This is a genomic window from Amaricoccus sp. W119 (genome assembly GCF_047275745.1).
In the GTDB taxonomy this organism is placed as follows: Bacteria; Pseudomonadota; Alphaproteobacteria; order Rhodobacterales; family Rhodobacteraceae; genus Amaricoccus.
This window is the reverse complement of record NZ_JBKQWU010000003.1, coordinates 52,689-74,941: the sequence shown is the minus strand read 5'-3', so window position 1 is coordinate 74,941 and position 22,253 is coordinate 52,689. Positions and strand designations below refer to the sequence as shown.

The 22,253-nt window shown below is 68.3% G+C and carries 16 protein-coding genes; 8 read left to right on the top strand and 8 right to left on the bottom strand.

The features are described from left to right. Positions 1 to 36: 36 nt before the first annotated feature. Positions 37 to 1,554 (bottom strand): aldehyde dehydrogenase, encoded by a 1,518-nt coding sequence (gene adh, locus ACLJK8_RS03320; RefSeq protein ID WP_413148633.1) that lies wholly within the window; start codon positions 1,552 to 1,554, stop codon positions 37 to 39. Positions 1,555 to 1,779: 225 nt separating this feature from the next. On the opposite strand from adh, the gene ACLJK8_RS03315 reads away from it, so the two are divergent. Further along, complete coding sequence (locus ACLJK8_RS03315; protein WP_413148631.1) at positions 1,780 to 2,862, top strand: helix-turn-helix domain-containing protein; 1,083 nt, start codon at positions 1,780 to 1,782, stop codon at positions 2,860 to 2,862. 75 nt (positions 2,863 to 2,937) lie between these two features. Here the strand turns inward: ACLJK8_RS03315 and mdoH are convergent, their stop codons facing one another. From mdoH to ACLJK8_RS03295, 4 genes are all read right to left on the bottom strand, one after another. Then, positions 2,938 to 5,049, bottom strand: a complete 2,112-nt coding sequence (mdoH, locus tag ACLJK8_RS03310; RefSeq protein ID WP_413148629.1) for a glucans biosynthesis glucosyltransferase MdoH — start codon at positions 5,047 to 5,049, stop codon at positions 2,938 to 2,940. Further along, positions 5,037 to 6,542 (bottom strand): glucan biosynthesis protein, encoded by a 1,506-nt coding sequence (locus tag ACLJK8_RS03305; RefSeq protein ID WP_413148627.1) that lies wholly within the window; start codon positions 6,540 to 6,542, stop codon positions 5,037 to 5,039. Before ACLJK8_RS03305 ends, mdoH begins: the two co-directional genes overlap by 13 nt. 261 nt (positions 6,543 to 6,803) lie before the next feature. Beyond that, positions 6,804 to 8,219, bottom strand: a complete 1,416-nt coding sequence (gndA, locus tag ACLJK8_RS03300; protein ID WP_413148625.1) for an NADP-dependent phosphogluconate dehydrogenase — start codon at positions 8,217 to 8,219, stop codon at positions 6,804 to 6,806. 215 nt (positions 8,220 to 8,434) lie between these two features. Continuing rightward, positions 8,435 to 8,707 carry a SemiSWEET transporter gene (locus tag ACLJK8_RS03295; RefSeq protein WP_413148623.1) on the bottom strand — a complete coding sequence of 91 codons (273 nt, stop codon included), beginning with the start codon at positions 8,705 to 8,707 and terminating at the stop codon, positions 8,435 to 8,437. A gap of 256 nt (positions 8,708 to 8,963) precedes the next feature. Between ACLJK8_RS03295 and ACLJK8_RS03290 the strand changes: the two genes are divergently transcribed. The 7 genes from ACLJK8_RS03290 to ACLJK8_RS03260 all read left to right on the top strand — a co-directional run bounded on the left by ACLJK8_RS03290 (position 8,964) and on the right by ACLJK8_RS03260 (position 17,104). Further along, the gene (locus tag ACLJK8_RS03290; RefSeq protein WP_413148621.1) at positions 8,964 to 9,875 is read left to right on the top strand and encodes a LysR family transcriptional regulator; all 912 of its coding nucleotides are present in this window, start codon (positions 8,964 to 8,966) and stop codon (positions 9,873 to 9,875) included. A gap of 150 nt (positions 9,876 to 10,025) precedes the next feature. Continuing rightward, positions 10,026 to 10,496: an NAD(P)H-dependent oxidoreductase subunit E gene (locus tag ACLJK8_RS03285; RefSeq protein ID WP_413148619.1), complete on the top strand. Its 471-nt coding sequence runs from the start codon at positions 10,026 to 10,028 to the stop codon at positions 10,494 to 10,496. After that, a complete protein-coding gene (locus ACLJK8_RS03280; RefSeq protein ID WP_413148617.1) occupies positions 10,493 to 12,040 on the top strand; it encodes an NADH-ubiquinone oxidoreductase-F iron-sulfur binding region domain-containing protein in 1,548 nt (515 codons plus the stop codon). Before ACLJK8_RS03285 ends, ACLJK8_RS03280 begins: the two co-directional genes overlap by 4 nt. Next, positions 12,037 to 13,083 carry an EamA family transporter gene (locus ACLJK8_RS03275; protein WP_413148615.1) on the top strand — a complete coding sequence of 349 codons (1,047 nt, stop codon included), beginning with the start codon at positions 12,037 to 12,039 and terminating at the stop codon, positions 13,081 to 13,083. Before ACLJK8_RS03280 ends, ACLJK8_RS03275 begins: the two co-directional genes overlap by 4 nt. Positions 13,084 to 13,096: 13 nt before the next feature. Next, on the top strand, positions 13,097 to 15,997 hold the full coding sequence (gene fdhF, locus ACLJK8_RS03270; RefSeq protein ID WP_413148613.1) for a formate dehydrogenase subunit alpha: 2,901 nt from the start codon (positions 13,097 to 13,099) through the stop codon (positions 15,995 to 15,997). Between the two features lie 4 nt (positions 15,998 to 16,001). Further along, entirely contained in the window at positions 16,002 to 16,847 is an 846-nt protein-coding gene (gene fdhD / locus ACLJK8_RS03265; RefSeq protein WP_413148611.1) for a formate dehydrogenase accessory sulfurtransferase FdhD, read from the top strand. Further along, on the top strand, positions 16,844 to 17,104 hold the full coding sequence (locus ACLJK8_RS03260; protein ID WP_413148610.1) for a formate dehydrogenase subunit delta: 261 nt from the start codon (positions 16,844 to 16,846) through the stop codon (positions 17,102 to 17,104). The genes fdhD and ACLJK8_RS03260 overlap by 4 nt, the downstream gene beginning before the upstream one ends. Here ACLJK8_RS03260 and glgX read toward each other — a convergent pair. The 3 genes from glgX to glgA are packed head-to-tail and all read right to left on the bottom strand — an operon-like array spanning position 17,101 to position 22,237. Then, positions 17,101 to 19,149 (bottom strand): glycogen debranching protein GlgX, encoded by a 2,049-nt coding sequence (gene glgX / locus ACLJK8_RS03255; RefSeq protein WP_413148608.1) that lies wholly within the window; start codon positions 19,147 to 19,149, stop codon positions 17,101 to 17,103. The genes ACLJK8_RS03260 and glgX overlap by 4 nt on opposite strands. A gap of 8 nt (positions 19,150 to 19,157) precedes the next feature. Then, positions 19,158 to 20,786 carry an alpha-D-glucose phosphate-specific phosphoglucomutase gene (locus ACLJK8_RS03250; protein WP_413148606.1) on the bottom strand — a complete coding sequence of 543 codons (1,629 nt, stop codon included), beginning with the start codon at positions 20,784 to 20,786 and terminating at the stop codon, positions 19,158 to 19,160. Beyond that, positions 20,783 to 22,237, bottom strand: a complete 1,455-nt coding sequence (glgA, locus tag ACLJK8_RS03245; RefSeq protein ID WP_413148604.1) for a glycogen synthase GlgA — start codon at positions 22,235 to 22,237, stop codon at positions 20,783 to 20,785. The genes ACLJK8_RS03250 and glgA overlap by 4 nt, the downstream gene beginning before the upstream one ends. Positions 22,238 to 22,253: the final 16 nt, after the last annotated feature.

The window sequence follows — 22,253 nt, the reverse complement described above, 5'->3', positions numbered from 1 at the left end:
GCCCGAAGGCCGGACCCCCGGAGTTGCTCAGGGAGATCAGAAGAAGCCGAGCTTCTTCGGCGAGTAGCTGACCAGCAGGTTCTTGGTCTGCTGATAGTGGTCGAGCATCATCCGGTGGTTCTCACGACCGATGCCCGACTGCTTGTAGCCACCGAAGGCGGCGTGGGCCGGATAGGCGTGGTAGCAGTTGGTCCAGACACGGCCGGCCTTGATGCCCCGGCCCATGCGATAGGCGCGGTTGCCGTCGCGGGTCCAGACGCCCGAGCCGAGGCCGTAGAGCGTGTCGTTGGCGATCTCGAGCGCTTCCTCGTCGGTCTTGAAGGTCGTGACCGAGACGACCGGGCCGAAGATCTCCTCCTGGAAGACCCGCATCTTGTTGTTGCCCTTCAGGACCGTCGGCTTCACGTAGTAACCGTCGGCCAGATCGCCTTCGAGCTTGTTGCGCTCACCGCCGGCGAGCACTTCCGCGCCTTCCTGGCGGCCGATGTCGAGATAGGAGAGGATCTTCTCCATCTGCTCCGACGAGGCCTGCGCGCCCATCATGGTCGAGGGGTCGAGCGGGTCGCCCTGCTTGATGGCTTCCACGCGCTTCACCGCCCGCTCCATGAAGCGGTCGAAGATCGACTCGTGAATCAGCGCGCGCGACGGGCAGGTGCAGACCTCACCCTGGTTGAGCGCGAACATCGTGAAGCCTTCGAGCGCCTTGTCGAAGTAGTCGTCGTCCTCGTTCGCCACATCCTCGAAGAAGATGTTCGGGGACTTGCCGCCGAGCTCCAGCGTCACCGGAATGAGGTTCTGGGCGGCGTACTGCATGATGAGCCGGCCGGTCGTCGTCTCGCCGGTGAAGGCGATCTTGGCGATCCGCGGGTTGGAGGCCAGCGGCTTGCCGGCTTCGACGCCGAAACCGTTCACCACGTTGAGCACGCCCGGGGGCAGCAGGTCGCCGATGATGTCGAGCAGCACCATGATCGAGGCGGGGGTCTGCTCGGCGGGCTTCAGCACGATGCAGTTGCCGGCGGCGAGCGCGGGGGCGAGCTTCCAGCAGGCCATGAGCAGCGGGAAGTTCCACGGGATGATCTGACCCACGACGCCGAGCGGCTCATGGAAATGATAGGCGATCGTGTCCTTGTCGATCTCGGAAAGCGAGCCTTCCTGCGCGCGCAGACAGCCGGCGAAGTAACGGAAATGGTCGATCGCGAGCGGAATGTCGGCCGCCATGGTTTCGCGAATCGGCTTGCCGTTGTCCCAGGTCTCGGCCGTGGCGATCGTTTCGAGATTCTCCTCCATCCGGTCGGCGATGCGCAGGAGCACCTGGGCTCGCTCGGCGGGCGAGGTTTCCCCCCAGGCGTCCTTCGCGGCATGGGCCGCGTCGAGCGCGCGCTCGATATCCTTATCGCTCGAACGGGCGAGGGAAGTGATGACCTGTCCGTTGATCGGGGAAGTGTTGTCGAAATAGCGACCTTCGACGGGTTCAACGAATTCGCCACCGATGAAGTTGCCGTACTTGGCCTTGAACGGAGCTTTTCGAGTGGCGACAGCGTCCTGAACGTTCATTATGTTTTATCTCCTCCTGATGGCGGCGGGATCTGCCCGCCTTTCTTATTGATTGAGAGAGTACGTGACCGTACCCACGCGTCAACCGGATGTTCGCCGATGACACAGGGTTTATACGCTGAACGTTGGACAAGGTTGCGCTTCCAGCTATCGTGTGACGCACCAAGCGACAAAAAAAGTCACGCTGTCGCAGATTGCGACACCTCAGGGAAGGGAGCGGCTCTTATGCGCCGTGCAGGCGATTCGACGATCGATCGCGCGAGACAGGAATACTTCGACGAGGGGAAGCTCCCCTCGGACCAACTCGGCCACGCGGTGCTGCGTTCCTGGATTCGCTGCTCCGACATGGGGTTGCGGGAGCGCACGACACCGACGCCGGACCCGATCCCGCAGGGCGACCTGCGCCACCTGCACGAGCGTCATGCGCGGTTCTGTCGTCTCTGCCGCCCCGAACTGGAGATGCTGGGCGTCGAGGCGCGCGAGACCGGGAGCGTCGTCATTCTCACCGATGCGACAGGCATGATCCTCGATACGCTCGGCGACACGGCCTTCGCCGGGCGGGCCGCCGGGGTCGCGCTTCGCCCGGGCGTGGACTGGAGCGAGGCGAGCACGGGCACGAATGCGATCGGCGTCGCGCTGGCGGAGCGGCGGGCGGTGGCGGTGCACGGTGGGGAGCATTATTTCGCCGGGCACGAGCTTCTCAGCTGCTCGGCGACGCCGATCATCGATCCGCGCGGCGCGACGATGGGTGTGCTCGATATCTCCGGCTCCTCGGGAACTGCCCACACCCACGCGCTCGGGCTCGTGCGCATGGCGGTCGCACAGATCGAGCATCGGCTGCTGCGTCAGCGGTTCGATGGCTGCCGGATTCTCCGGCTGCATACCGATGCCGGCATGCTCGGCACCGTGCGCGAGGGGGCGTTGATCTTCCGCGACGAGACGCTGGTGGCTGCGAACCGACGCGGCCTGTCGCTGGTCGGACTCGCCTGGGACGCGCTCGACCGCGTCCAGTTCGAGGCGCTGTTCGGCATCCAGGCACGCGCCGCCTGGGGCGGCACGACACTGCGCGGGCCGAACGGGGAGAGCTTCGTCTGCGAGTGGCAGGACGCCGACAAGGGCGCTCCGGAATTCCTCGCCGAGCCCGCGCGCGCGGCCGAGACGCTCCACGACGCGGAAACCGAGCTGATCCTCAGGACGCTCCGCGAATGTGGCGGCAACGTCAGCGAGGCGGCGCGGCGGCTCGGCATCCATCGGAGCACGATCCACCGGCGCATCGCCGCCCTGCCCGAAGGACATTCATCGCAATAGGGCGTCCCGACGGGGACAGTGAGATCGGCGGGACCGGTCGCGGCGCGGGGCGGCGCCGGCGGCCGGTGCTTCCGGTCAGAGCGCGACGCTCCCGGCGATCAGCCGGCGCATGATCGGTTCCGAGGCGAGGATGGCGTAGCGCTCGGCGGGATCGAGCGAATCGGGCTCGGCCCCGTCGCAGAGCTTCAGCCAGCCCGCCGCCAGTGTGGCATCCGGCTCGCCCGGCCGCCGCGCGGTCGGCGCGTCGAGCCAGGCGAGGTGCCGGTCGAGCGCGGGCTTGTCGGCGAGCAGATCGGCGATGGTCGCGGGCGGCGGGCGGCGGTCGCGCATTTCCTCCGCGATGGCCTCGGCCGCGATCGAGATCACCGGCGGATGCTCCTCCTCCGGCGTCACCAGGAGCCGCGCACGACGCTTGAGCCAGCTTCCAACCTTGCCGTTGGAGACGAAGGCGGCGAGCGGGATCGCGACGATCATTCCGGTGAGCGCGGGGCTCATCCAGGCCAGGAGCGACCAGGAGATCAGCCCGGCCAGCACGGCGAGCAGGATGCCGACGAACATGTGGCGGTGGTGGAAGCTCCAGAGAATGCGCCAGGGGATGCGCTCGGCGTCGCGCGCCTGCGCGCGCCAGCCGCTGTCGGCGCCGGTCAGGATCTCCACCACCGACCGGCTCTGGGTCAGCATCATTACGGGCGCGATCAGCGCCGATACGATGTTCTCGACGAAGAAGCCCACGACGACCCGGATGCGGAGCCCGCGAGAGGCGCGTTCGCCGATGAAGGCGATGAGGCCGAGCAGCTTGGGCAGGAACAAGACCAGCATGCAGAGACCGAAGAGCATCATCGCGCGCCGCGCGTCGATCTGCGGCCAGGTCGGAAACAGCGACCAGCCCTCGGGGAAATAGTTCGGTGGCACGAGATTGGCGTGCAACGCGAGCAGCATGCCCGTCAGCAGGAACAGGAACCAGAGCGGCGAGGCGAGGTAAGACATGACCCCCATCGCCAGATGCAGGCGGCTCAGCGGGTGGAAGCCCGCGGTGTTGATGAGCGCCAGATGCTGCAGGTTGCCCTGGCACCAGCGGCGGTCGCGCGCGACGAGTTCCATGAGATTGGGCGGCGCCTGTTCGAAGCTGCCGCCGAGATCGTCGGCCATGATGATCGACCAGCCGGCGCGGCGCATCATCGCCGCCTCGACGAAATCGTGGCTCATCACCATGCCGCCGAAGGGCTTGCGCCCGGGCAGGATCGGCAGGCCGGCGGCGCTCGCGAAGGCCTCGGTCCGGATGATCGCGTTGTGGCCCCAGTAGTTGCCGGCATTGCCGAACCAGACGCCGAGCCCGCGGGCGAGCAGGGGGCCGTAGACGCGCGCCGCGAATTGCTGGGCGCGGGCGAGCACCGTGCGGCCGTTGATGAGGCAGGGCACCGTCTGGATGAGCCCGGCCTTGTCGTCGGCCTCCATCCGGTGCGCGAGTTCGATGATGGTTTCCGCCTCCATGAGGCTGTCGGCGTCGAAGACCACGAAGGCCGGATAGGCGCCGCCCCAACGTTCCACCCAGTCGCTGATGTTGCCGACCTTGCGCTCGCGGTTCTTGAGGCGATGGCGATAGAAGAGGTGGCGGGCGATGAACGGGTCGCGCCGCGCCTCCGCGATCATCGCCTGCTCGGCGAGCCAGACATCGGCCTTGTTGGTGTCGCTCAGCACGAAAAGATCGAAACTCTTGCCCTCGCCGCGTTCGGCCAGTTCCCGCAGCGTGGCGCAGGCGGTGCCGACGAACTGCGCCGTGTCCTCGTTGTAGACCGGCAGCAGCAGCGCCACCCTGTCGCGGAGCGGCGTTTTCGTCCGGGGTCGCGGCTTCGGCGTCGAGAGGAGGCCGAGCAGGGTCGAGACCGCGCCGAAGGCGATCCAGCCGATGTTGATGACGAAAAGGACGAGCATCACCATCTCGATGGCGACGAGTTCACCGACCGAGAGCACGAGATACATCTCGTGCGCCATCCAGGCGGTGAGCGCCAGCGTGCCGCCGAAGAGCGACAGCCGGGCGAGAAACACGCTCCGGTCGAAGCTGGGTTTGACCGCGCGTTTCGACCGGTCGAAGCGGCGGAGGTTCTGGATCGGCATTTCGCGCGGCGAGGGCGGGGGAAGCGGCGGACCGGCTTCCCGCGCCGGGATCGCCTTGGCTACTCGGTCCATCTGTAGACCCACACCTCGCCCGCGGGCGCGCCATTGCGCAGCAGGTCGAGCCGCAGATCCACGGCCTCGTTGCCCTGGGGATCTACCTCGAACGCGACGCGGATGCCGCCGATTTCTGGGTTGTCCATGACGACGATGTTCTGCACCGCTCCGACCGAGGCGGAGATATTGGCGGAGAATTCGGTGGCAGGCGCCCCAACGGCGACGCCCGGATTGGAGAAATCGACGGCGAAACGCCGCCAGCTTTCCTGCGTGCCGATCCCGGTCAGCGTGCGGGTGACCCGGAGCAGATGGGTCGGCGGCGCGTCCCAACCCCAGGTGAGCCGGTAGGTGAAGGTGGTTTCGCCGCCGGCCAGAAGCGGCTCCTCCGGGCGCCAGAACGCGACCATGTTGTCGTGGATCTCGACGGTGTTCGGGATCTCGACCAGCACCACCTGACCCTTGCCCCAGTCGCCGATCGGCTCGACCCAGAGGCTCGGGCGCTTGTGATAGAGCGCCTCCAGATCCTCGTACTCGGAAAACCGCTTCTCGCGCTGGATCAGGCCGAAGCCGCGCGGGCCGCTGTCGGCGAAGGAGCTGACCTGCAGCAGGCGGGGATTGTGCAGCGGGCGCCAGATGCGCTCGCCCCCGCCGTTCCACATCGCGAGCCCGTCGCTGTCATGGACGCCGGGCCGGAAATCGTCGTAGCCGTCCCGCTCCTTGGCATCGTAGAGGAACATCGACGTCAGCGGCGCGAGACCCATGGTGCGGACGTCGACGCGGGCGCAGACGGTCGCCTCGACATCCATGATCGTCTCGTCGCCGGGGCGGATCGTGAAGCGGAAAGCGCCCGAGGCGCTCGGCCCGTCGAGCAGCGCGTGGACGACCATCCGCCCGTCGCCGGGCCGCTCGAGCCAGAAGGTCTTGAAGAACGGAAATTCCTCGCCCCCCGGGTCGGCCGTCCCGATCGAGAGCCCGCGCGCCGAGAGACCGAAGATCTGGCCCCGTGCGATCGCGCGGAAGTAGCTCGCGCCGGCGAAGACGAGGAACTCGTCCATGAAGTCGGGCGAGTTGAGCGGCGTGCGTCCGCGGAAGCCGCTGAACTCGAGCGCGGCGTCCGGTCCCGGCGGCTCAATGCCCTGATAGGTGAAGAGGTCGGTGTTGAACCCGACCTTGGTCGCGTTGCCGTTCTCGACGGTGTAGATCTCGACTGGCACCCGGTAGATGAAACCGGGATGCAGAAGATCGACGGCGAAGCCACTGGGCGGATTGGTGAACAGCCGCCGGTCGTCCTTGTACCGGATATGCTGGTAGTCGGAATAGGAAAGCTGCAGCAACGGGTCCGGGACCGCCGGCCCGGGCTGGACGAACGGCTCGGACGCAAGCGCCCGCGCGGCTTCGACGACGGTGCCGCGGCTGAACGGGGCCGAGTCCTGGGCGAAGGCGGCTGACCCCCGAAACAAGGCCGCCAGATGGAGAGCGCCCGCGGTACCGAGAAAGCTTCGACGGTTCATGGAATTATAGTCCCTCGCCCGATCTTACGACGCGCGCGCGGCAAAAGCTAGCCCCGTCTCCACCCGCGCGGTCGCGGGAAACCGACTTGCCCGGAACAAGCGCTTTCGAGTCACGGCCCGCCTTTCCACACATCGCTTCTCTGCCGAGAAACCGATGGCTTAGCAATTGAGAACACGCGAGAACCCGTCATCCGTTCCCACGACACGCCGATTATCGCACGTATGATCGGCCAGCGTTAGATCCGCGTAGTGCCTCACACGTCAAGGTTGAGGATTGGTCGCCCACGGCCCGTGATGGGTCCCGGACCGGTCCAGCCGTTCGAACCCGTGCAGCCCGAAGTAGTCCCGCTGGCCCTGCAGCATGTTGGCCGTGCCGCGCGATGTCCGCATCGTGTCGAAATAGGCGAGCGCGGCGCTGAGCGCGGGCACGGGGAGCCCATGCAGCGCGGCCTTGGCGACGGTGGCGCGGAGTCCTCCGTGATTCCCCGTCATCCGCGAGGCGAAGCTCGGCGCGAACATGAGGTTGGTGAGGCCGGAGACCGCGAGCGCATGGGCCATGTCGTCGAGCATCGCCGAACGGATGATGCAGCCCGCGCGCCAGACGCGGGCGATCGCATCGAGCGGCAGGTCCCAGCCGTATTCCTGCGAGGCCGCGGAGAGGAGCCCGAAGCCTTGGGCATAGCAGGAGATCTTGCCGGCGAGCAGCGCCTGTTCGAGTTCGTCGAGCACGCCCTCCGCCGGCTCGATCCGCGTCGGCGCCGGCCCGAAGATCGCCTCGCCGCCCTTGCGGTCCTGCAGCCGGGAAGAGAGGTTGCGCGCGCCGACCGCCGCCTCGATCGTCGAGGCGGGGGCGCCGAGCATCAGCGCCTCGATGGCGGTCCAGCGCCCGGTTCCCTTCTGACCCGCGGCGTCCAGGATCACGTCGAGCAGCGGCTGGTGCGTTTCCGGGTCGATGGTGCGCGCGACCTTGCCGGAGATCTCGATGAGGAAGCTCCTGAGCGGCCCCTCGTTCCAGCGGTCGAAGACATCGGCGATCTCGGTCGCCTCCATGCCGAGCCCGTCGCGCATGATGCCGTAGACCTCAGCGATCATCTGCATGTCGGCGTACTCGATCCCGTTGTGCACGGTCTTGACGAAATGGCCGGCGCCGTCCTCGCCCATCCAGGTAGCGCAGGGCGTGCCCTCGTATTTCGCCGCGATCGCCTCCAACACGGAGGATACGCGATCCCAGCCTTCCCTGGGGCCGCCGCCCATGATCGAGGGACCATGCCGCGCGCCGTCCTCGCCACCCGAGACTCCCATTCCGAGGAAGAGCTCGCCCTTGTCCCGCGCCTCGGCGGCGCGGCGGCGGGTGTCGTGGAAATCGGCGTTGCCGGCGTCGATCAGCAGATCCTCGGGCGCGAGCAGGGGCCGAAGCGCGGCGATCATCTCGTCGACCGGCTTGCCGGCCGGAACCATCAGGATGATCGTGCGCGGGCTCCGGATCGCGGCGACGAAGCTTTCGAGCGTGTCGCAGGGCGTGATCCGCTCCGCCAGATCCCCCGCCTCGGCCGCGAATTTCCCGGTGACCTCGGTCGTGCGGTTGAAAACGGCGATGTCGTGGCCCTTGTCAGCGATGTTCAGTGCCAGTGCCCGGCCCATCGTGCCAAGGCCAAGAAGACCGATTTCTGAGCTCATAGTTCCCCCTGGGCATTGTCGGAAACCGGCCGACGCGCTGTCGTCCGGGTCGCCGCGCGGTACGCTGCGATTGCGAATATATAGCGCGGATGCGTCCGGGGCGACGCAATCTTTCACCGAGACAATTTGTCGGCCCTAGGAAACGCGCGGGCACGGCGCGTTTCCCCCGAGGCTCGCCCGGCTTCTCAGCTGCTCCTCCGCGGCGCGGGCGCGGCTCAGGCCAGCCGGACGAACAGATCGCGCAGTTTCAGGCCCAGAAGCACCGCGACCAGCATCAGCGTCGCGCCGTTGGCGAGAATCACCGGCACCTGGCCGGTTCCGAGTCCGTAGACGAACCAGAGTGCGACACCGGTCGCGAGCGACAGCAGCATGCCGAGGTTCAGGCCGGCGGTCGAGCGGCTGCGCCAGGTCTGGATGACCTGCGGCAGGAAGGCGAGGGTGGTCAGGACGGCTGCGACAAGGCCGGTCGCTTCGAGGATGCCAGGCATCGTTACTAATCCGAACAGGAGGGCGAAACGAGGCGAATATAGAGAGACGCGGGCGCCGCGCGATGCTCGGATTTTCGCATGCCTGCCATGCATTTGGCGCATCCCGCCGTTAACCGCGCCGAAAGCCGGGGTTGCCTTCGGGGATGCTCGCAGAGATGGCCTTGGGGATTCGCGCGGGAACGGTTGCCGGTTGCGTCGCGGCCCGGCTCCTGCTCCCTTCGGCGGATGGATCGGGCGGGGGCCGAGGGAGATCGGGATGGACATCCGGCAGTTGCGCTACCTGATCGCTCTGGCGCGCGAAGGGCATTTCACCCGGGCCGCGGAGACCTGTTTCGTCACCCAACCGACGCTTTCGGCACGGATTCGCCAGCTCGAGGAGGAACTGGGCGTTCCGCTCGTGCTGCGCGGCCAGCGCTACCACGGGCTGACGCCCGAGGGCGAGCGCGTGCTTGGCTGGGCGCGGCGGATCGTCGAGGACGTGGACGGCATGCGTCGCGACCTCTCCGCGCTTTCCGGCGAGCCCGAGGGGCGGATGACGCTCGGTGTGATTCCAACCGCGATGCCCTGCCTGCCGCGGCTGACCGAGGCGCTCCGCCTGCGCTACCCGCGGATCGGATTCGAGATCCTGTCTCAGACCTCGCGCCAGATCGCGCGCGGCCTTGAGGATTTCTCCATCGACGCCGGCCTCACCTATCTCGACGGCGAACCGCTCGGGATCGGCACGACCTGGCCGCTCTTCGCCGAGCAGTACCGGCTGTTCGTAGCCGCCGATTCGGTGCTCGCCCGGCGCGCGGAGATCACCTGGGCCGAGGCGGCGGACCTGCCGCTCTGCGCGATGACGCCCGACATGCAGAACCGGCGCATCCTCGACGCGGCCTTCGCGACGGCCGAGCGCGCGCCCCGGCCGATGGTGGAGAGCAACTCGATGCTGGCGCTCTGCGCCCATGTCGCGCACGGCGGGTATGCGACGATCCTGCCGGCGCATTTCGCCGCCATCTTCGGCGAGGGCGGCCGCGTCCGCTCGATCCCCCTCGTCGCGCCCGCGCTGACGCGGACGATCGGCATCGTGGCGCTGGAGCGCGATCCGCCGCCGCCACTCATCGCCGCGCTCATCGAGACCGCGAAGGCGCTGGGCGGCATCGCGGGGCTGACCTCCGCCACGGAATGATCATTGATGGTGTCGATCAATGATGCGCCGCATCATCGACATTGTCTATCGAGTCATAGAATCACCCGATTTGCAACCTGACCGATGTGGGCGCATATTTCAGGGAGAAGCCGCGCTACCGAGAGGCGCGGACAGGAGGAAAACGAAGCGATGCCCGATGCAACCGACCCGCGGGCGACGGCCGCGGCGGAAATCTGCGCAAGCCACGGAAACGACCCCGCCGAACTGATCGAGATCCTGCACGAGCTTCAGGACCGCGAGGGCTACGTGCCCGAGCAGGTGCTGCCCGCGATCGCGAACGCGCTCAACATCAGCCGGGCGGAGGTGCATGGCGTCGTCTCCTTCTACCACGACTTCCGCCGCGAGCCGGCGGGGCGCGTCGTCCTCAAGGTCTGCCGCGCCGAATCGTGCCAGTCGATGGGCGCGAGCCGGCTGATCGAACGGATCTGCGAGCGCTACGGCACCGAGCTTGGCGGAACGTCCCGCGCCGGTGTCACCATCGAACAGGTGTTCTGCCTCGGCCTCTGCGCCCAGTCGCCGGCGGCGATGCTGAACGACCGGCCGCTCGCGCATGTGACCGAGGAAAAGCTCGACGCGGCTCTGGTGGAGGCGCTGTCATGACCCGGATCTATGTGCCGGCGGATACCGCGGCGCTCGCCGCCGGCGCCGACGAGACCGCCGCCGCCCTGGGGGCCGCCGCCAAGGCGCGGGGCGTCGAGATCGAGATCATCCGCAACGGCTCGCGCGGGCTGCTCTGGCTCGAGCCGCTCGTCGAGGCGGGCACGGGTGCCGAGCGGGTCGCCTTCGGCCCGGTGAGCGCGGAGGACGCGGCCTCGGTGCTCGACGCGATCCTCGACGGGAGCGATCATCCGCTCGGCCACGGCCGGGCCGGGGACATTCCCTATCTCGCGAAACAGGAGCGGCTGACCTTCGCCCGCGTCGGCGTGATCGATCCGCTCGACCTCGCGGATTACGAGGCGCATGGCGGGCTCGCGGGCCTTCGGAAGGCGCTGGCGATGGAGCCGGCGGCGATCGGCGCCGAAGTGCTCGAATCCGGGCTTCGCGGACGGGGCGGCGCGGGCTTTCCGGCGGGGATCAAGTGGAAGACGGTGCTCGACCAGAGCGCGCCCAGGAAATACGTCGCCTGCAACGCCGACGAGGGCGACAGCGGCACCTTCGCCGACCGGATGGTGATGGAGGGCGATCCGCTGCTGCTCGTCGAGGCGATGACGATCGCGGGCCTCGCGACCGGCGCTGCCGAGGGCTATATCTACATCCGCTCCGAATATCCCCGCGCGATCAGCCAGATGAAGGCCGCGATTCGCGTGATGGAGGACGCGGGCTGGAACGGGCCGGATGTCGGCGGCTCGGGCCGCGCCTTCCGGATGCGGGTCCGCCGCGGCGCCGGCGCCTATATCTGCGGCGAGGAAAGCTCGATGCTCGAGAGCATCGAGGGCAAGCGCGGCACGGTTCGCGTCAAGCCGCCGATCCCGGCGATCGCGGGCCTCTTCGGCGCGCCCACGGTGATCAACAACGTGCTGACGCTCGCCTCGGTGCCGATCGTGCTCGACAAGGGCGCGGCCTTCTACAAGGACTACGGCGTCGGCCGCTCGCAGGGCACCCAGCCCTTCCAGCTCGCCGGGAACATCAAGCATGGCGGTCTGGTCGAGAAGGCCTTCGGCGTCACCATCCGCGAATTGATCGAGGATTTCGGCGGCGGCACCAAGAGCGGCCGCCCGTTCCGGACCGCGCAGGTCGGCGGGCCGCTCGGCGCCTATGTCTCCGAGGCGATGCTCGATCTGCCGATGGACTACGAGGCGCTCGCGGAGGCGCAGGCGATGCTCGGCCATGGCGGCGTCGTGGTCTTCGACGACACCGTGGACATGGCCGAGATGGCGCGCTTCGCCTTCGAGTTCTGCGAGGAGGAAAGCTGCGGCAAGTGCACGCCCTGCCGGATCGGCGCCATTCGCGGCAAGGAGACGGTGGAGAAGATCCTGCGCGGCGAGAATGTCGCGAAGAACATCGCGCTGATCGACGATCTCTGCGAGGTGATGCGCGACGGCTCGCTCTGCGCGATGGGCGGGCTGACGCCGATGCCGGTCCTCTCGGCGATCCGGCTGTTCCCCGAGGATTTCGACCGCGCCACCCCCGTGGCGGCGGAATGATGGGCGCCCTCCGCGATCCGGCGGTCCAGGCGGCGCTCGCCTCCGCGCTGCTCTTCGGGCTGGCCGCGCCGCTCGGCAAGCTGCTCGTCGGCGCGGTCGATCCGTTCATGCTCGCGGGGCTCCTCTATCTCGGCTCGGGCCTCGGACTCCTTATCTGGCGGCATGCGACGCGTCAGCCGGAGGCGCGGCCGGAGCGGGCCGAGCTTCCCTGGCTCGCGGGTGCGATCCTCGCGGGCGGCGTCGTCGGGCCCGTCCTGCTGATGGCCGGACTCGCAGGCATGGATGCCTCCGCCGCCTCGCTGCTTCTGACGGCCGAGGGGGTCTTCACCGCCCTCGTCGCCTGGTTCGTCTTTCGCGAGAATTTCGACGGCCGTGTCGCGCTCGGCATGGTTGCGATCACCGCCGGCGCGGTGCTGATCGCCACGGGCGGGCAGTTCGAAATGGGCGATCTCGTGCCCTCGCTGCTCGTGCTTGGCGCCTGTCTCGCCTGGGGGATCGACAACAACCTCACGCGTCAGGTCTCGCTCGCCGATGCGAGCTGGCTCGCCATGGTGAAGGGCCTCGTCGCGGGGCCGGTCAATGTGACGATCGCCCTCGTGCTCGGGGCGGGTCTGCCCGGGACGCCGGCGCTCGGCGCGGCGCTGCTGCTCGGGTTCCTCGCCTATGGCGTCAGCCTCACGCTCTTCATCTTCGCGCTGCGCGGGCTCGGCACCGCGCGGGCGGGCGCTTATTTCGGGGTCGCGCCGTTCCTCGGGGCGGCCTTCGCCGTCACGCTCATGGGCGAGCCGCTGACCGTCGGCCTGCTGGCCGCCGGCGCGCTGATGGCGCTCGGCGTCTGGCTGCATCTGACCGAGACGCATGAGCACGATCACACCCATCTGGCGATGGAGCATACGCATTGGCATCGCCATGACGCGCACCATCTTCACGATCACCCATATCCGGTCGCGCCGGGCACCTGGCATTCGCATCCGCACCGGCACGCGGCGATGACGCACAGCCACCGGCATTATCCCGACGCCCACCACCGGCACCGGCACTGAGAGGAACCGCATCATGACGATCCATCAGGACATCCCCCAGATCCTCCGCGGCCTCCGCGCGCCCGGCATCGGGCCGGAAGTCGATCTCGGCACACCGGGGCGGGAGGGCGCGCCGGTCACGCTCTCGATCGATGGCGTTCCCGTCACGGTCCCCGAAGGCACCTCCGTCATGCGGGCGGCGGGCCTCGTCGACCGGCCGATCCCGAAGCTCTGCGCCAGCGACAACATGGAGGCCTGGGGCTCCTGTCGCATGTGCCTCGTCGAGATCGAGGGGGTGAAGGGCACGCCCGCCTCCTGCACGACGCCGGTGCGCGAGGGGATGGTGGTGCGCACCCAGACCGAGCGACTGGAGAAGCTCCGCCGGGGCGTGATGGAGCTCTACATCTCCGACCACCCGCTCGACTGCCTGACCTGCCCGACCAACGGCGATTGCGAGTTGCAGGACATGGCCGGCGTCTCGGGCCTGCGCGAGGTGCGCTACGGCATGAAGGGCGAGAACCATTTCGACGACGCCCACAAGGTGCCGATCGACGTCTCGAACCCGTATTTCCAGTACGACGCCTCGAAATGCATCGTCTGCTCGCGCTGCGTGCGGGCCTGCGACGAGGTGCAGGGCACTTTCGCCCTGACGATCGAGGGTCGGGGCTTCGCGAGCCGCGTCTCCGCGGGCACCCGAGCCGATGACTTCTTCTCCTCGGACTGCGTGTCCTGCGGCGCCTGCGTGCAGGCCTGCCCGACCGCCACGCTGGTCGAGAAGAGCCAGGTCGAGCACGGCATCCCGACCCGCTCGGTCATCACCACCTGCGCCTATTGCGGCGTCGGCTGCTCCTTCAAGGCCGAGCTTCAGGGCGAGACCATCGTGCGCATGACGCCGTGGAAGAACGGCGGCGCCAACGAAGGCCATTCCTGCGTCAAGGGCCGCTTCGCCTTCGGCTATGCGACGCACCAGGACCGCCAGCTCTCGCCGATGGTGCGCGAGAGGATCACCGATCCGTGGCGCAAGGTCTCCTGGGAGGAAGCGATCGATTTCGCCGCGGCCCGGTTCAAGGCGATCCAGGAGAAGCACGGCCGCGATTCGATCGGCGGCATCACCTCCTCGCGCTGCACCAACGAGGAAGTCTACGTGGTGCAGAAGATGATCCGCGCGGCCTTCGGCAACAACAACGTCGATACCTGCGCCCGCGTCTGCCACTCGCCGACCGGCTATGGGCTCAAGATGACATTCGGCACCTCCGCCGGGACGCAGGACTTCAAATCGGTCGACAAGTCCGACGTGATCCTGCTGATCGGCGCCAATCCCACCGACGCGCATCCGGTCTTCGCGAGCCGGATGAAGCAGCGGCTGCGCGACGGGGCACGGATCATCGTCGCCGACCCGCGGCGGATCGACCTCGTGCGCTCGCCGCACATCCAGGCCGCGCATCACATCCAGCTTCGTCCGGGCACCAATGTCGCGCTCATGAACGCGCTCGCGCATGTCGTGGTGACCGAGGGGCTGGTTCAGGAGGATTTCGTCGCCGAACGTTGCGAGGCGGAGGATTTCGCCCGCTGGCGCGCCTTCGTCGCCGAGGAGCGCAACTCGCCCGAGGCACTCGCCGAGACGATCGGCACCACGCCCGAGACGCTGCGCGAAGCGGCGCGGCTCTATGCGACCGGCGGCAACGCCGCGATCTACTACGGGCTCGGCGTGACCGAGCACAGCCAGGGCTCGACCATGGTCATGGCGATGGCCAATCTCGCGATGGCGACCGGCAATATCGGCCATGACGGCGTTGGCGTGAACCCGCTGCGCGGCCAGAACAACGTGCAGGGCTCCTGCGACATGGGGTCGTTCCCGCATGAATTCCCCGGCTACCGCCATGTCGCGGATGATGTGACGCGGCATCTTTTCGAGGAGGATTGGGGCGTCACGCTGCTGGGCGAACCGGGGCTCCGCATCCCCAACATGTTCGACGCCGCCATCGACGGCAGCTATCGCGGCATGTTCGTCCAGGGCGAGGATATCGCGCAGTCCGACCCGAACACCGGCCATGTGCAGGCGGCGCTCTCCGCGCTCGATTGCCTCGTCGTGCAGGACCTGTTCCTGAACGAGACGGCGGCCTATGCCCATGTCTTCCTGCCCGGCACCTCCTTCCTCGAAAAGGACGGCACCTTCACCAATGCCGAACGGCGCATCAACCGCGTCCGTCCGGTGATGGAGGAGAAGCAGGGGATGAGCGAGCACGAGGTGGTCTGCCGCCTCTCGACCGCGATGGGCTATCCGATGCACTACGAGAGCGCGGCGGAGATCATGGACGAGATCGCGCGGCTGACGCCATCCTTCGCGGGGGTGAGCTTCGACCGGCTCGACGAGGCGGGCTCGCTGCAATGGCCGGTCAATGCCGACTATCCCGACGGCGCGCCGATCATGCATATCGGCGGCTTCGTGCGCGGCAAGGGCCGGTTCATGGTGACCGAATACGTGCCGACGACCGAACGCTCGACGCGCTATTATCCGCTGATCCTGACCACGGGCCGCATTCTCAGCCAGTACAACGTCGGCGCCCAGACCCGGCGGACCGAGAACAGCCAGTGGCATCCGGAGGATATCATCGAGATCCATCCGCACGACGCGGAGGAGCGCGGGATCGAAACCGGCGACCTCGTCTCGGTCGGCAGCCGGATCGGCACGACGACGCTACGCGCGCGCGTCTCGGACCGGGTGCCGCAGGGCGTGGTACACACGACCTTCCATCACCCCGGTTCCGGCGCGAATGTGATCACGACCGAGAATTCCGACTGGGCGACCAACTGCCCCGAATACAAGGTGACGGCGGTTCAGATCACCCGCTCGAACCAGCCTTCGGAATGGCAGGAGGAACGCGAGGAACTCGGTCGCACGAACTACCGCGTGAACCTGACCGCCGCGGAATAGGCGCATGGAGATCCGCCGCCTCGATACGGGACCGCTCGACGTCTCGCCCGTGGCGGCGGGGACGCTGCTCACGCCCGATGGCGCGGAGCGGGCCGCCTGGCAGATCGCCGAGGAAATGCCGGTCGCGATTCTGCTGAACGGCGAGACCTTCGCCGTGATGATGATGACGCCCGCGGATATCGAGGATTTCGCTGTCGGCTTCGCGCTCACGGAGGGGATCGTCGAGCGGGCGGGCGATATCGGCGGGCTCCGCATCGCCGAGGCGGCGGACGGCATGATCTGCAACATGACGCTCGATCCGGCGCGGATCGAGAAGGTCGAGGGCCGCCGCCGCACGCTCGCGGGCCGGGCGGGCTGCGGCATCTGCGGCGCGCAGAGCCTGGAGGCCGTGCTGCCCCCGCCGCGCCGGGTTGCCCGCCGCGGGCCGCTGCCGGATCGCGCGGCATTGCTCGAAGCCTTCGACGCCTTGCCCGCCGCTCAGGTGATGAAGCAGGTCAACAAGACCACCCATGCCGCGGCTTTCCGCGACGGCGCGCGAGGCGGGCTTCTGGTCCGCGAGGATATCGGCCGGCACAACGCTCTCGACAAGCTCGCCGGCGCGCTCGCCCGCGACGGGCGGGACGCGGCCGACGGCTTCATCCTGCTGTCGAGCCGGGTCAGCGTGGAGATGGTGCAGAAGGCCGCCGCCATCGGCGCGCCCCTCGTCGCCGCGGTCTCGGCGCCGAGCGCGCTGGCGCTTCGTCTCGCGGCGCGGGCGGGGCTCGTGCTCGCCTGCCGCGCGGGACGCGACATCATGATTTTCGACGAGACCGCGCTCGCCGCGCCACTGAGGGAAGACCGCACGCCATGAGCGACAGCCACGCCGAACTGATCCGGATGCTGAACCAGATCGCCGATTTCTTCCGCCCCTATCCGCGGGAGGAGGCGGAGCAGAGCGTCGAGCACCATATCCGCGACTTCTGGGACCCCCGGATGCGCCGCCAGCTCGCCGCGATCCTCGACACAGGCGGCGAGGGCCTGAGCGAACTCGCCCGCGCGGGCGCGATCCGCGTCTTCACCGATCCGCGGCCATCGCCCGTACCCCAGCCAGGGTGCGACGCCGGCTAGGAAACAGTGGCGCCGGGCCGGCCGGGATCGGGCGCGGTTCGCGCGGTGTCCGGTACCGAGCTTTCTTCGATGAACCGGACGGCGCGTCCCGCGATGGTGACCTGCGGGACATTCGGCGCGGTGTCGGGCGCGGTGTCCCAGGCGAAACCGTCGCGCCGTGGCAGCACGAAGGCGATCTCGTCATGGCCCCGGTTGAAGATCACGGCGAGCCTTTCCGGGCCTCCCCGGGCGCCTGCGGCCCCGAGGATCATCGCGAAGGCCCGGCCTTCCGCCCGCTCCCAGTCGCCGTCGGTCATCGCCGCGCCCTCCGGCGTGATCCAGGCCACGTCGGGCACATCCTCCGGCCCCGCCTGCCCCGCCTGCCCGGTCAGCAACAGGGGGTCGCCAAGCCGGGGATGCGCGCGGCGGGTCCGGGCGAGGTCGATGCAATAGGCCTCCAGCGTCCGGTCGCGCCCGCGCCAGTCGAGCCAGGTGATCGCATTGTCCTGCGCATAGGCGTTGTTGTTGCCGTGCTGGCCGCGCCCGAACTCGTCCCCCGCCGCGAGCATGATCGTTCCGCGCGAGGCGAAGAGCGTCGCGAGCAACGCCCGGGTGTCGCGCGCCCGCGCCGAGAGGATCGCCGGATCGCGCGTCGACCCCTCGACCCCGTTGTTCCAGCTCAGGTTCTCGTCATGCCCGTCCCGGTTCTCCTCGCCATTGGCCTCGTTGTGCTTGCGGGAATAGGCCGTGAGGTCGGCGAGGCTGAACCCGTCATGCGCGGCGACGAAGTTGACCGTACGCGTCCGGGGCGGGCGGAAGGTGTCGCTCGAGCCCGCTAGCGCCGTCGCGAAGGGGCCGAGCATGTATGGGTCGCCGCGCCAGAACCGCCGGACACGGTCGCGGAAGGTGTCGCTCCATTCCAGGAAGGGCTCGGGGAAACTGCCGAGCTGATAGCCGCCGGGCCCGATGTCCCAGGGTTCGGCGATCAGCACGCGGTCGGCAAGCAGCGGATCGGCGGCGATCTCGGCGAGCAACCGCGCCTTCGGGTCGAACCCCCGCGCCGAGCGCCCGAGGATCGGCGCCAGGTCGAAGCGGAACCCATCCACGCCCGCTTGGCCGACGAAATGCCGGAGCGTATCCAGGACCAGTCGGCGCATCGCCGGATGATCGCAGGCGAGCGTGTTGCCGCAGCCAGTGTCGTTGATGAGCTGCCCCTGCGGGCCCATGCGGAAATAGGCCCGGGCGTCGAGACCGCGCAGGCTGAGCGTGGGGCCGAAGGCGTCGCTCTCGCCGGTGTGGTTGAAAACGAGATCGAGGATCACGCCGATCCCCGCCGCTCGGAGCGCCGCGACCGCGCGGCGTAACTCCGCGAGCCCGCCGGGGCAGAGCCGGGGATCGAGCGCCATCATCGCGACCGGATTGTAGCCCCAGGAATTCGTGAGGCCGAGCGGGCCGAGATGCCGCTCGTCGATCCAGGCAACGATGGGCATGAGCTCCACGGCCGAGACGCCGATCGCCTTGAGATGCGCCAGCACGGCGGGATGAGCGAGGGCTGCGACAGTGCCGCGCTGCTTCGCCGGCACCTCCGGATGCAGCATCGTGAAGCCGCGGACCGAAAGCTCGTAGATCAGCCCGCCCGGCTTGAAGACCGGAGGCGCGGGTTCGAGCGGTGCCACCGCCCGCGGGACGATCGCCTTCGGCATCAGCTCCGCGGTATCGACCTTCGCCGCGCGCGGGCTCGCCAGCAGCGGATCGTAGGCGAAGGGCCGGTCCAGTTCCCAGGCGTAGGGATCGACCAGGAGCTTCGCCGGATCGAACCAGAACCCCGCCGCCGGGTCGTTCGGACCATCGGCGCGCAGGCCGTAGCGCGTCCCCGGACCGGTCCCGGGCACCATCGCCGAATGGATACCGTCCGCGTTGCGCGTCATCGCCACGCGGTCGATCTCGCGCCCGGCCTCATCGAAGACGCAAACCCAGATCCGGTCCGCCGAAGCCGACCAGACGGTGAAGCGCGTGCCATCGCCGAGGGGCTCCGCGCCGAAGCGGATGCCCGCCGGCAGTTCCATGGCGCCGCTCAGGTGATGACGTCCGGCTCCGACCGGCCGGTCCTGGTCGAGATCTCGGCGACTTCCTCGGCGGCGGCGATCAGATCGGCGAGCGCGGCCTGGGTCTCCTGATCGAGCTTCGCCGGATCGTCCTCGTAGCGTTCGATATAGACGCGCAGCGTCGCGCCCGAGGTTCCGGTTCCCGAGAGGCGGAAGACTACGCGGCTGCCGCCTTCGAAGAGCACGCGGATACCCTGTTTCGAACTCGTCGAGCCGTCGACCGGATCGAGATAGGCGAAGTCATCCGCCTCGACGATCTTCAGCCCCGCGATCTCCTTGCCCGGAAGCTCGGGCAGCTTCTCGCGGAGCGCGTCCATCAGCCCGTTCGCGGCGGCGGTGTCGATCCCCTCGTAGTCGTGGCGCGCGTAATAGTTGCGCCCGAACTCCTTCCAATGCGCCTCGGCGATCGCCTTCGCCGGTTCCTTGCGCGCGGCGAGGATGTTGAGCCAGAGCAGCACCGCCCAGAGCCCGTCCTTCTCGCGGACGTGGTTCGAGCCGGTGCCGGCGCTCTCCTCGCCGCAGATCGTGGCCATGCCGGCGTCGAGCAGGTTGCCGAAGAACTTCCAGCCCGTCGGCGTCTCGTAGATGCCGATGCCGAGCTTCTCGGCCACCCGGTCCGCCGCGCCGCTCGTCGGCATGGAGCGCGCGATCCCGGCAAGCCCGCCGGCATAGCCCGGCGCGAGATGCGCGTTCGCCGACAGCATCGCAAGCGAGTCGGAGGGCGTGATGAAGATCCCCTTGCCGATGACGAGATTCCGGTCGCCGTCGCCGTCCGAGGCCGCGCCGAAATCGGGCGCGTCCTCGCTCATCATCAGATCGTAGAGCTCCTTCGCATGAACGAGGTTCGGGTCCGGATGATGGCCGCCGAAATCGGGCAGGGGAGTCGCGTTCTTCACCGTGCCGGGCGCCGCGCCGAGCCGGTTCTCCAGGATCTCCTTCGCATAGGGCCCGGTCACGGCGGACATCGAATCCATCGACATGGTGAAGCCGTCGGCGAACATCGCCTTCAGCGCAGGGAAGTCGAAAAGCTCCTCCATGAGCGCGGCGTAATCGGCCACCGGGTCGACCACCTCGACCGCCATCTCGCCAAGTTGGAACGTTCCCTCGGCGTCGAGATCCACGTCGGGCGCGTCGAGGACCTTGTACTCCTTGATTTCCCGGGTCCGGGCGTAGATCGCATCGGTGATCTTCTCGGGCGCCGGCCCGCCGTTCGAGGCGTTGTACTTGATCCCGAAATCCTCGTTCGGACCGCCGGGATTGTGGCTGGCGCTCAGGATGATGCCACCGAAGGCGCCGTACTTGCGGATGATGTTGGAGGCGGCGGGCGTCGAGAGAATGCCGCCCCGGCCGACCATCGCCTTGCCGAAGCCGGCGGCGGCCGCCATCCTCAGCGCGATCTGGATCACCTCGCGGTTGAAGTACCGGCCATCGCCGCCGATCACCAGCGTCTTGCCCTCATAGCCTTCGAGGCTGTCGAAGATCGACTGGATGAAGTTCTCGACATAGTTCGGCTGCTGGAAATGCGGAACCTTCTTGCGGAGCCCGGACGTGCCCGGCTTCTGGTCGTCATACGGGGTCGTGGTGACGGTCTTGATCATGCGGGCTGTCCTGCTACCGGAAGGAGTGACTTGTAGAGGTCGGCGTAGAGGCCGGCGCTGCGATCCCAGGAGACATCGGCGCCCATGCCGTTGGCCTGAAGGCCGGCCCAGGTTCCCGGCTGCCGATAGAGGCGCACCGCCTGCTTGATCGCGTAGCGCAGGCCGGGGGCGTCCACGGGCAGGAACTGGACGCCGGTCGCGACCCCGGCGTTCAGCGCGGCGGAATTCGCGTCGATCACCGTGTCGGCGAGACCGCCCGTGCGTGCGACGATGGGCACGCAGCCGTAGCGCAACCCGTAGAGCTGGGTCAGGCCGCAGGGCTCGAACCGGGAGGGGATGAGAATCCCGTCCGCGCCGCCCTGCATCGTGTGCGAGAGGCCCTCGTCATAGCCGATGACGACGCCGACCCGGCCGCGATGCCGCGCGGCGGCGCCGGCGAAACCGTCTTCGAGCCAGGTGTCGCCGGTGCCGAGGACCGCGAGCTTCGCTCCCTCGGCGACAAGATCGCCCGTCACCTCGGCCAGCAGGTCGATGCCCTTCTGCGTGGTGAGGCGGCTCACCACGATGAAGAGCGGGTCGTCGTCCTCGTCGAGCTGGAAGCGCGTCTCGATCTCGCGCCGGTTGGCGCGCCGCGCGGATAGATCGCCCGCAGAATAGGTGCGCGGCAGGATCGCATCGGTCTCCGGGTTCCAGACATCGGTGTCGATGCCGTTGACGATCCCGGACAGCACGGCCGCGCGGGAGTTGATCAGCCCCTCGAGCCCCATGCCGAAGGCCGGGGTGCGGATCTCCTCGGCATAGGTCGGGCTCACGGTCGTGATCGCGCTCGCATTGGCGAGTCCCGCCTTCAGGTATCCGACGCCGCCGTGGTATTCGACGCCGTCGAGGGCCATGGCATGCGGCGGCAGATGAAGCCCCCCGAGGACCGCGGCCGAGAAATGCCCCTGGAAGGCGATGTTGTGGATCGTCATCACCGAGGGGCAGGCGATGGCCGAATAGCGCAGATAGGCGGGCAGCAGCCCGGCCTGCCAGTCATGCGCGTGAACGACATCTGGTCTGAATCCCTCGAGGATGCCGGCGCAGATGTCGGCCCCGGCGCGCGCGAGCGCGCCGAAGCGATGCCAGTTGTCGCCGTGGTCCATCCCCGCCGCGTCGACATAGGGGCCGCCGGAGCGATGATAGAGGCCCGGCGCGTCGAGCACGATCAGGTCCAGCTCGTCGGTTCGGGTCGACAGGAGTCGCGCCGGCACGCCGAGGAGTGAGTCGTATTCGAACACGACCTCGCTCGGCGCGCCCTGGAGCTTGGTCATCACCGAGCCGTAGCCCGGCAGGAGCACGCGCATCTCGATCCCCCGCCGGGCTAGGGCGGGAGGGAGCGCGCCGACGACATCGGCGAGGCCGCCGGTCTTGATGAGCGGATAGGCCTCCGAGGCGACCGAGAGGATCTTCATCGTTTCACATCTTCAT

Excerpts from the sequence above, each read along its gene's own strand:
- adh (WP_413148633.1), bottom strand. The coding sequence starts at position 1,554 with ATGAACGTTCAGGACGCTGTCGCCACTCGAAAAGCTCCGTTCAAGGCC.
- ACLJK8_RS03315 (WP_413148631.1), top strand. The coding sequence starts at position 1,780 with ATGCGCCGTGCAGGCGATTCGACGATCGATCGCGCGAGACAGGAATAC.
- mdoH (WP_413148629.1), bottom strand. The coding sequence starts at position 5,049 with ATGGACCGAGTAGCCAAGGCGATCCCGGCGCGGGAAGCCGGTCCGCCG.
- ACLJK8_RS03305 (WP_413148627.1), bottom strand. The coding sequence starts at position 6,542 with ATGAACCGTCGAAGCTTTCTCGGTACCGCGGGCGCTCTCCATCTGGCG.
- gndA (WP_413148625.1), bottom strand. The coding sequence starts at position 8,219 with ATGAGCTCAGAAATCGGTCTTCTTGGCCTTGGCACGATGGGCCGGGCA.
- ACLJK8_RS03295 (WP_413148623.1), bottom strand. The coding sequence starts at position 8,707 with ATGCCTGGCATCCTCGAAGCGACCGGCCTTGTCGCAGCCGTCCTGACC.
- ACLJK8_RS03290 (WP_413148621.1), top strand. The coding sequence starts at position 8,964 with ATGGACATCCGGCAGTTGCGCTACCTGATCGCTCTGGCGCGCGAAGGG.
- ACLJK8_RS03285 (WP_413148619.1), top strand. The coding sequence starts at position 10,026 with ATGCCCGATGCAACCGACCCGCGGGCGACGGCCGCGGCGGAAATCTGC.
- ACLJK8_RS03280 (WP_413148617.1), top strand. The coding sequence starts at position 10,493 with ATGACCCGGATCTATGTGCCGGCGGATACCGCGGCGCTCGCCGCCGGC.
- ACLJK8_RS03275 (WP_413148615.1), top strand. The coding sequence starts at position 12,037 with ATGATGGGCGCCCTCCGCGATCCGGCGGTCCAGGCGGCGCTCGCCTCC.
- fdhF (WP_413148613.1), top strand. The coding sequence starts at position 13,097 with ATGACGATCCATCAGGACATCCCCCAGATCCTCCGCGGCCTCCGCGCG.
- fdhD (WP_413148611.1), top strand. The coding sequence starts at position 16,002 with ATGGAGATCCGCCGCCTCGATACGGGACCGCTCGACGTCTCGCCCGTG.
- ACLJK8_RS03260 (WP_413148610.1), top strand. The coding sequence starts at position 16,844 with ATGAGCGACAGCCACGCCGAACTGATCCGGATGCTGAACCAGATCGCC.
- glgX (WP_413148608.1), bottom strand. The coding sequence starts at position 19,149 with ATGGAACTGCCGGCGGGCATCCGCTTCGGCGCGGAGCCCCTCGGCGAT.
- ACLJK8_RS03250 (WP_413148606.1), bottom strand. The coding sequence starts at position 20,786 with ATGATCAAGACCGTCACCACGACCCCGTATGACGACCAGAAGCCGGGC.
- glgA (WP_413148604.1), bottom strand. The coding sequence starts at position 22,237 with ATGAAGATCCTCTCGGTCGCCTCGGAGGCCTATCCGCTCATCAAGACC.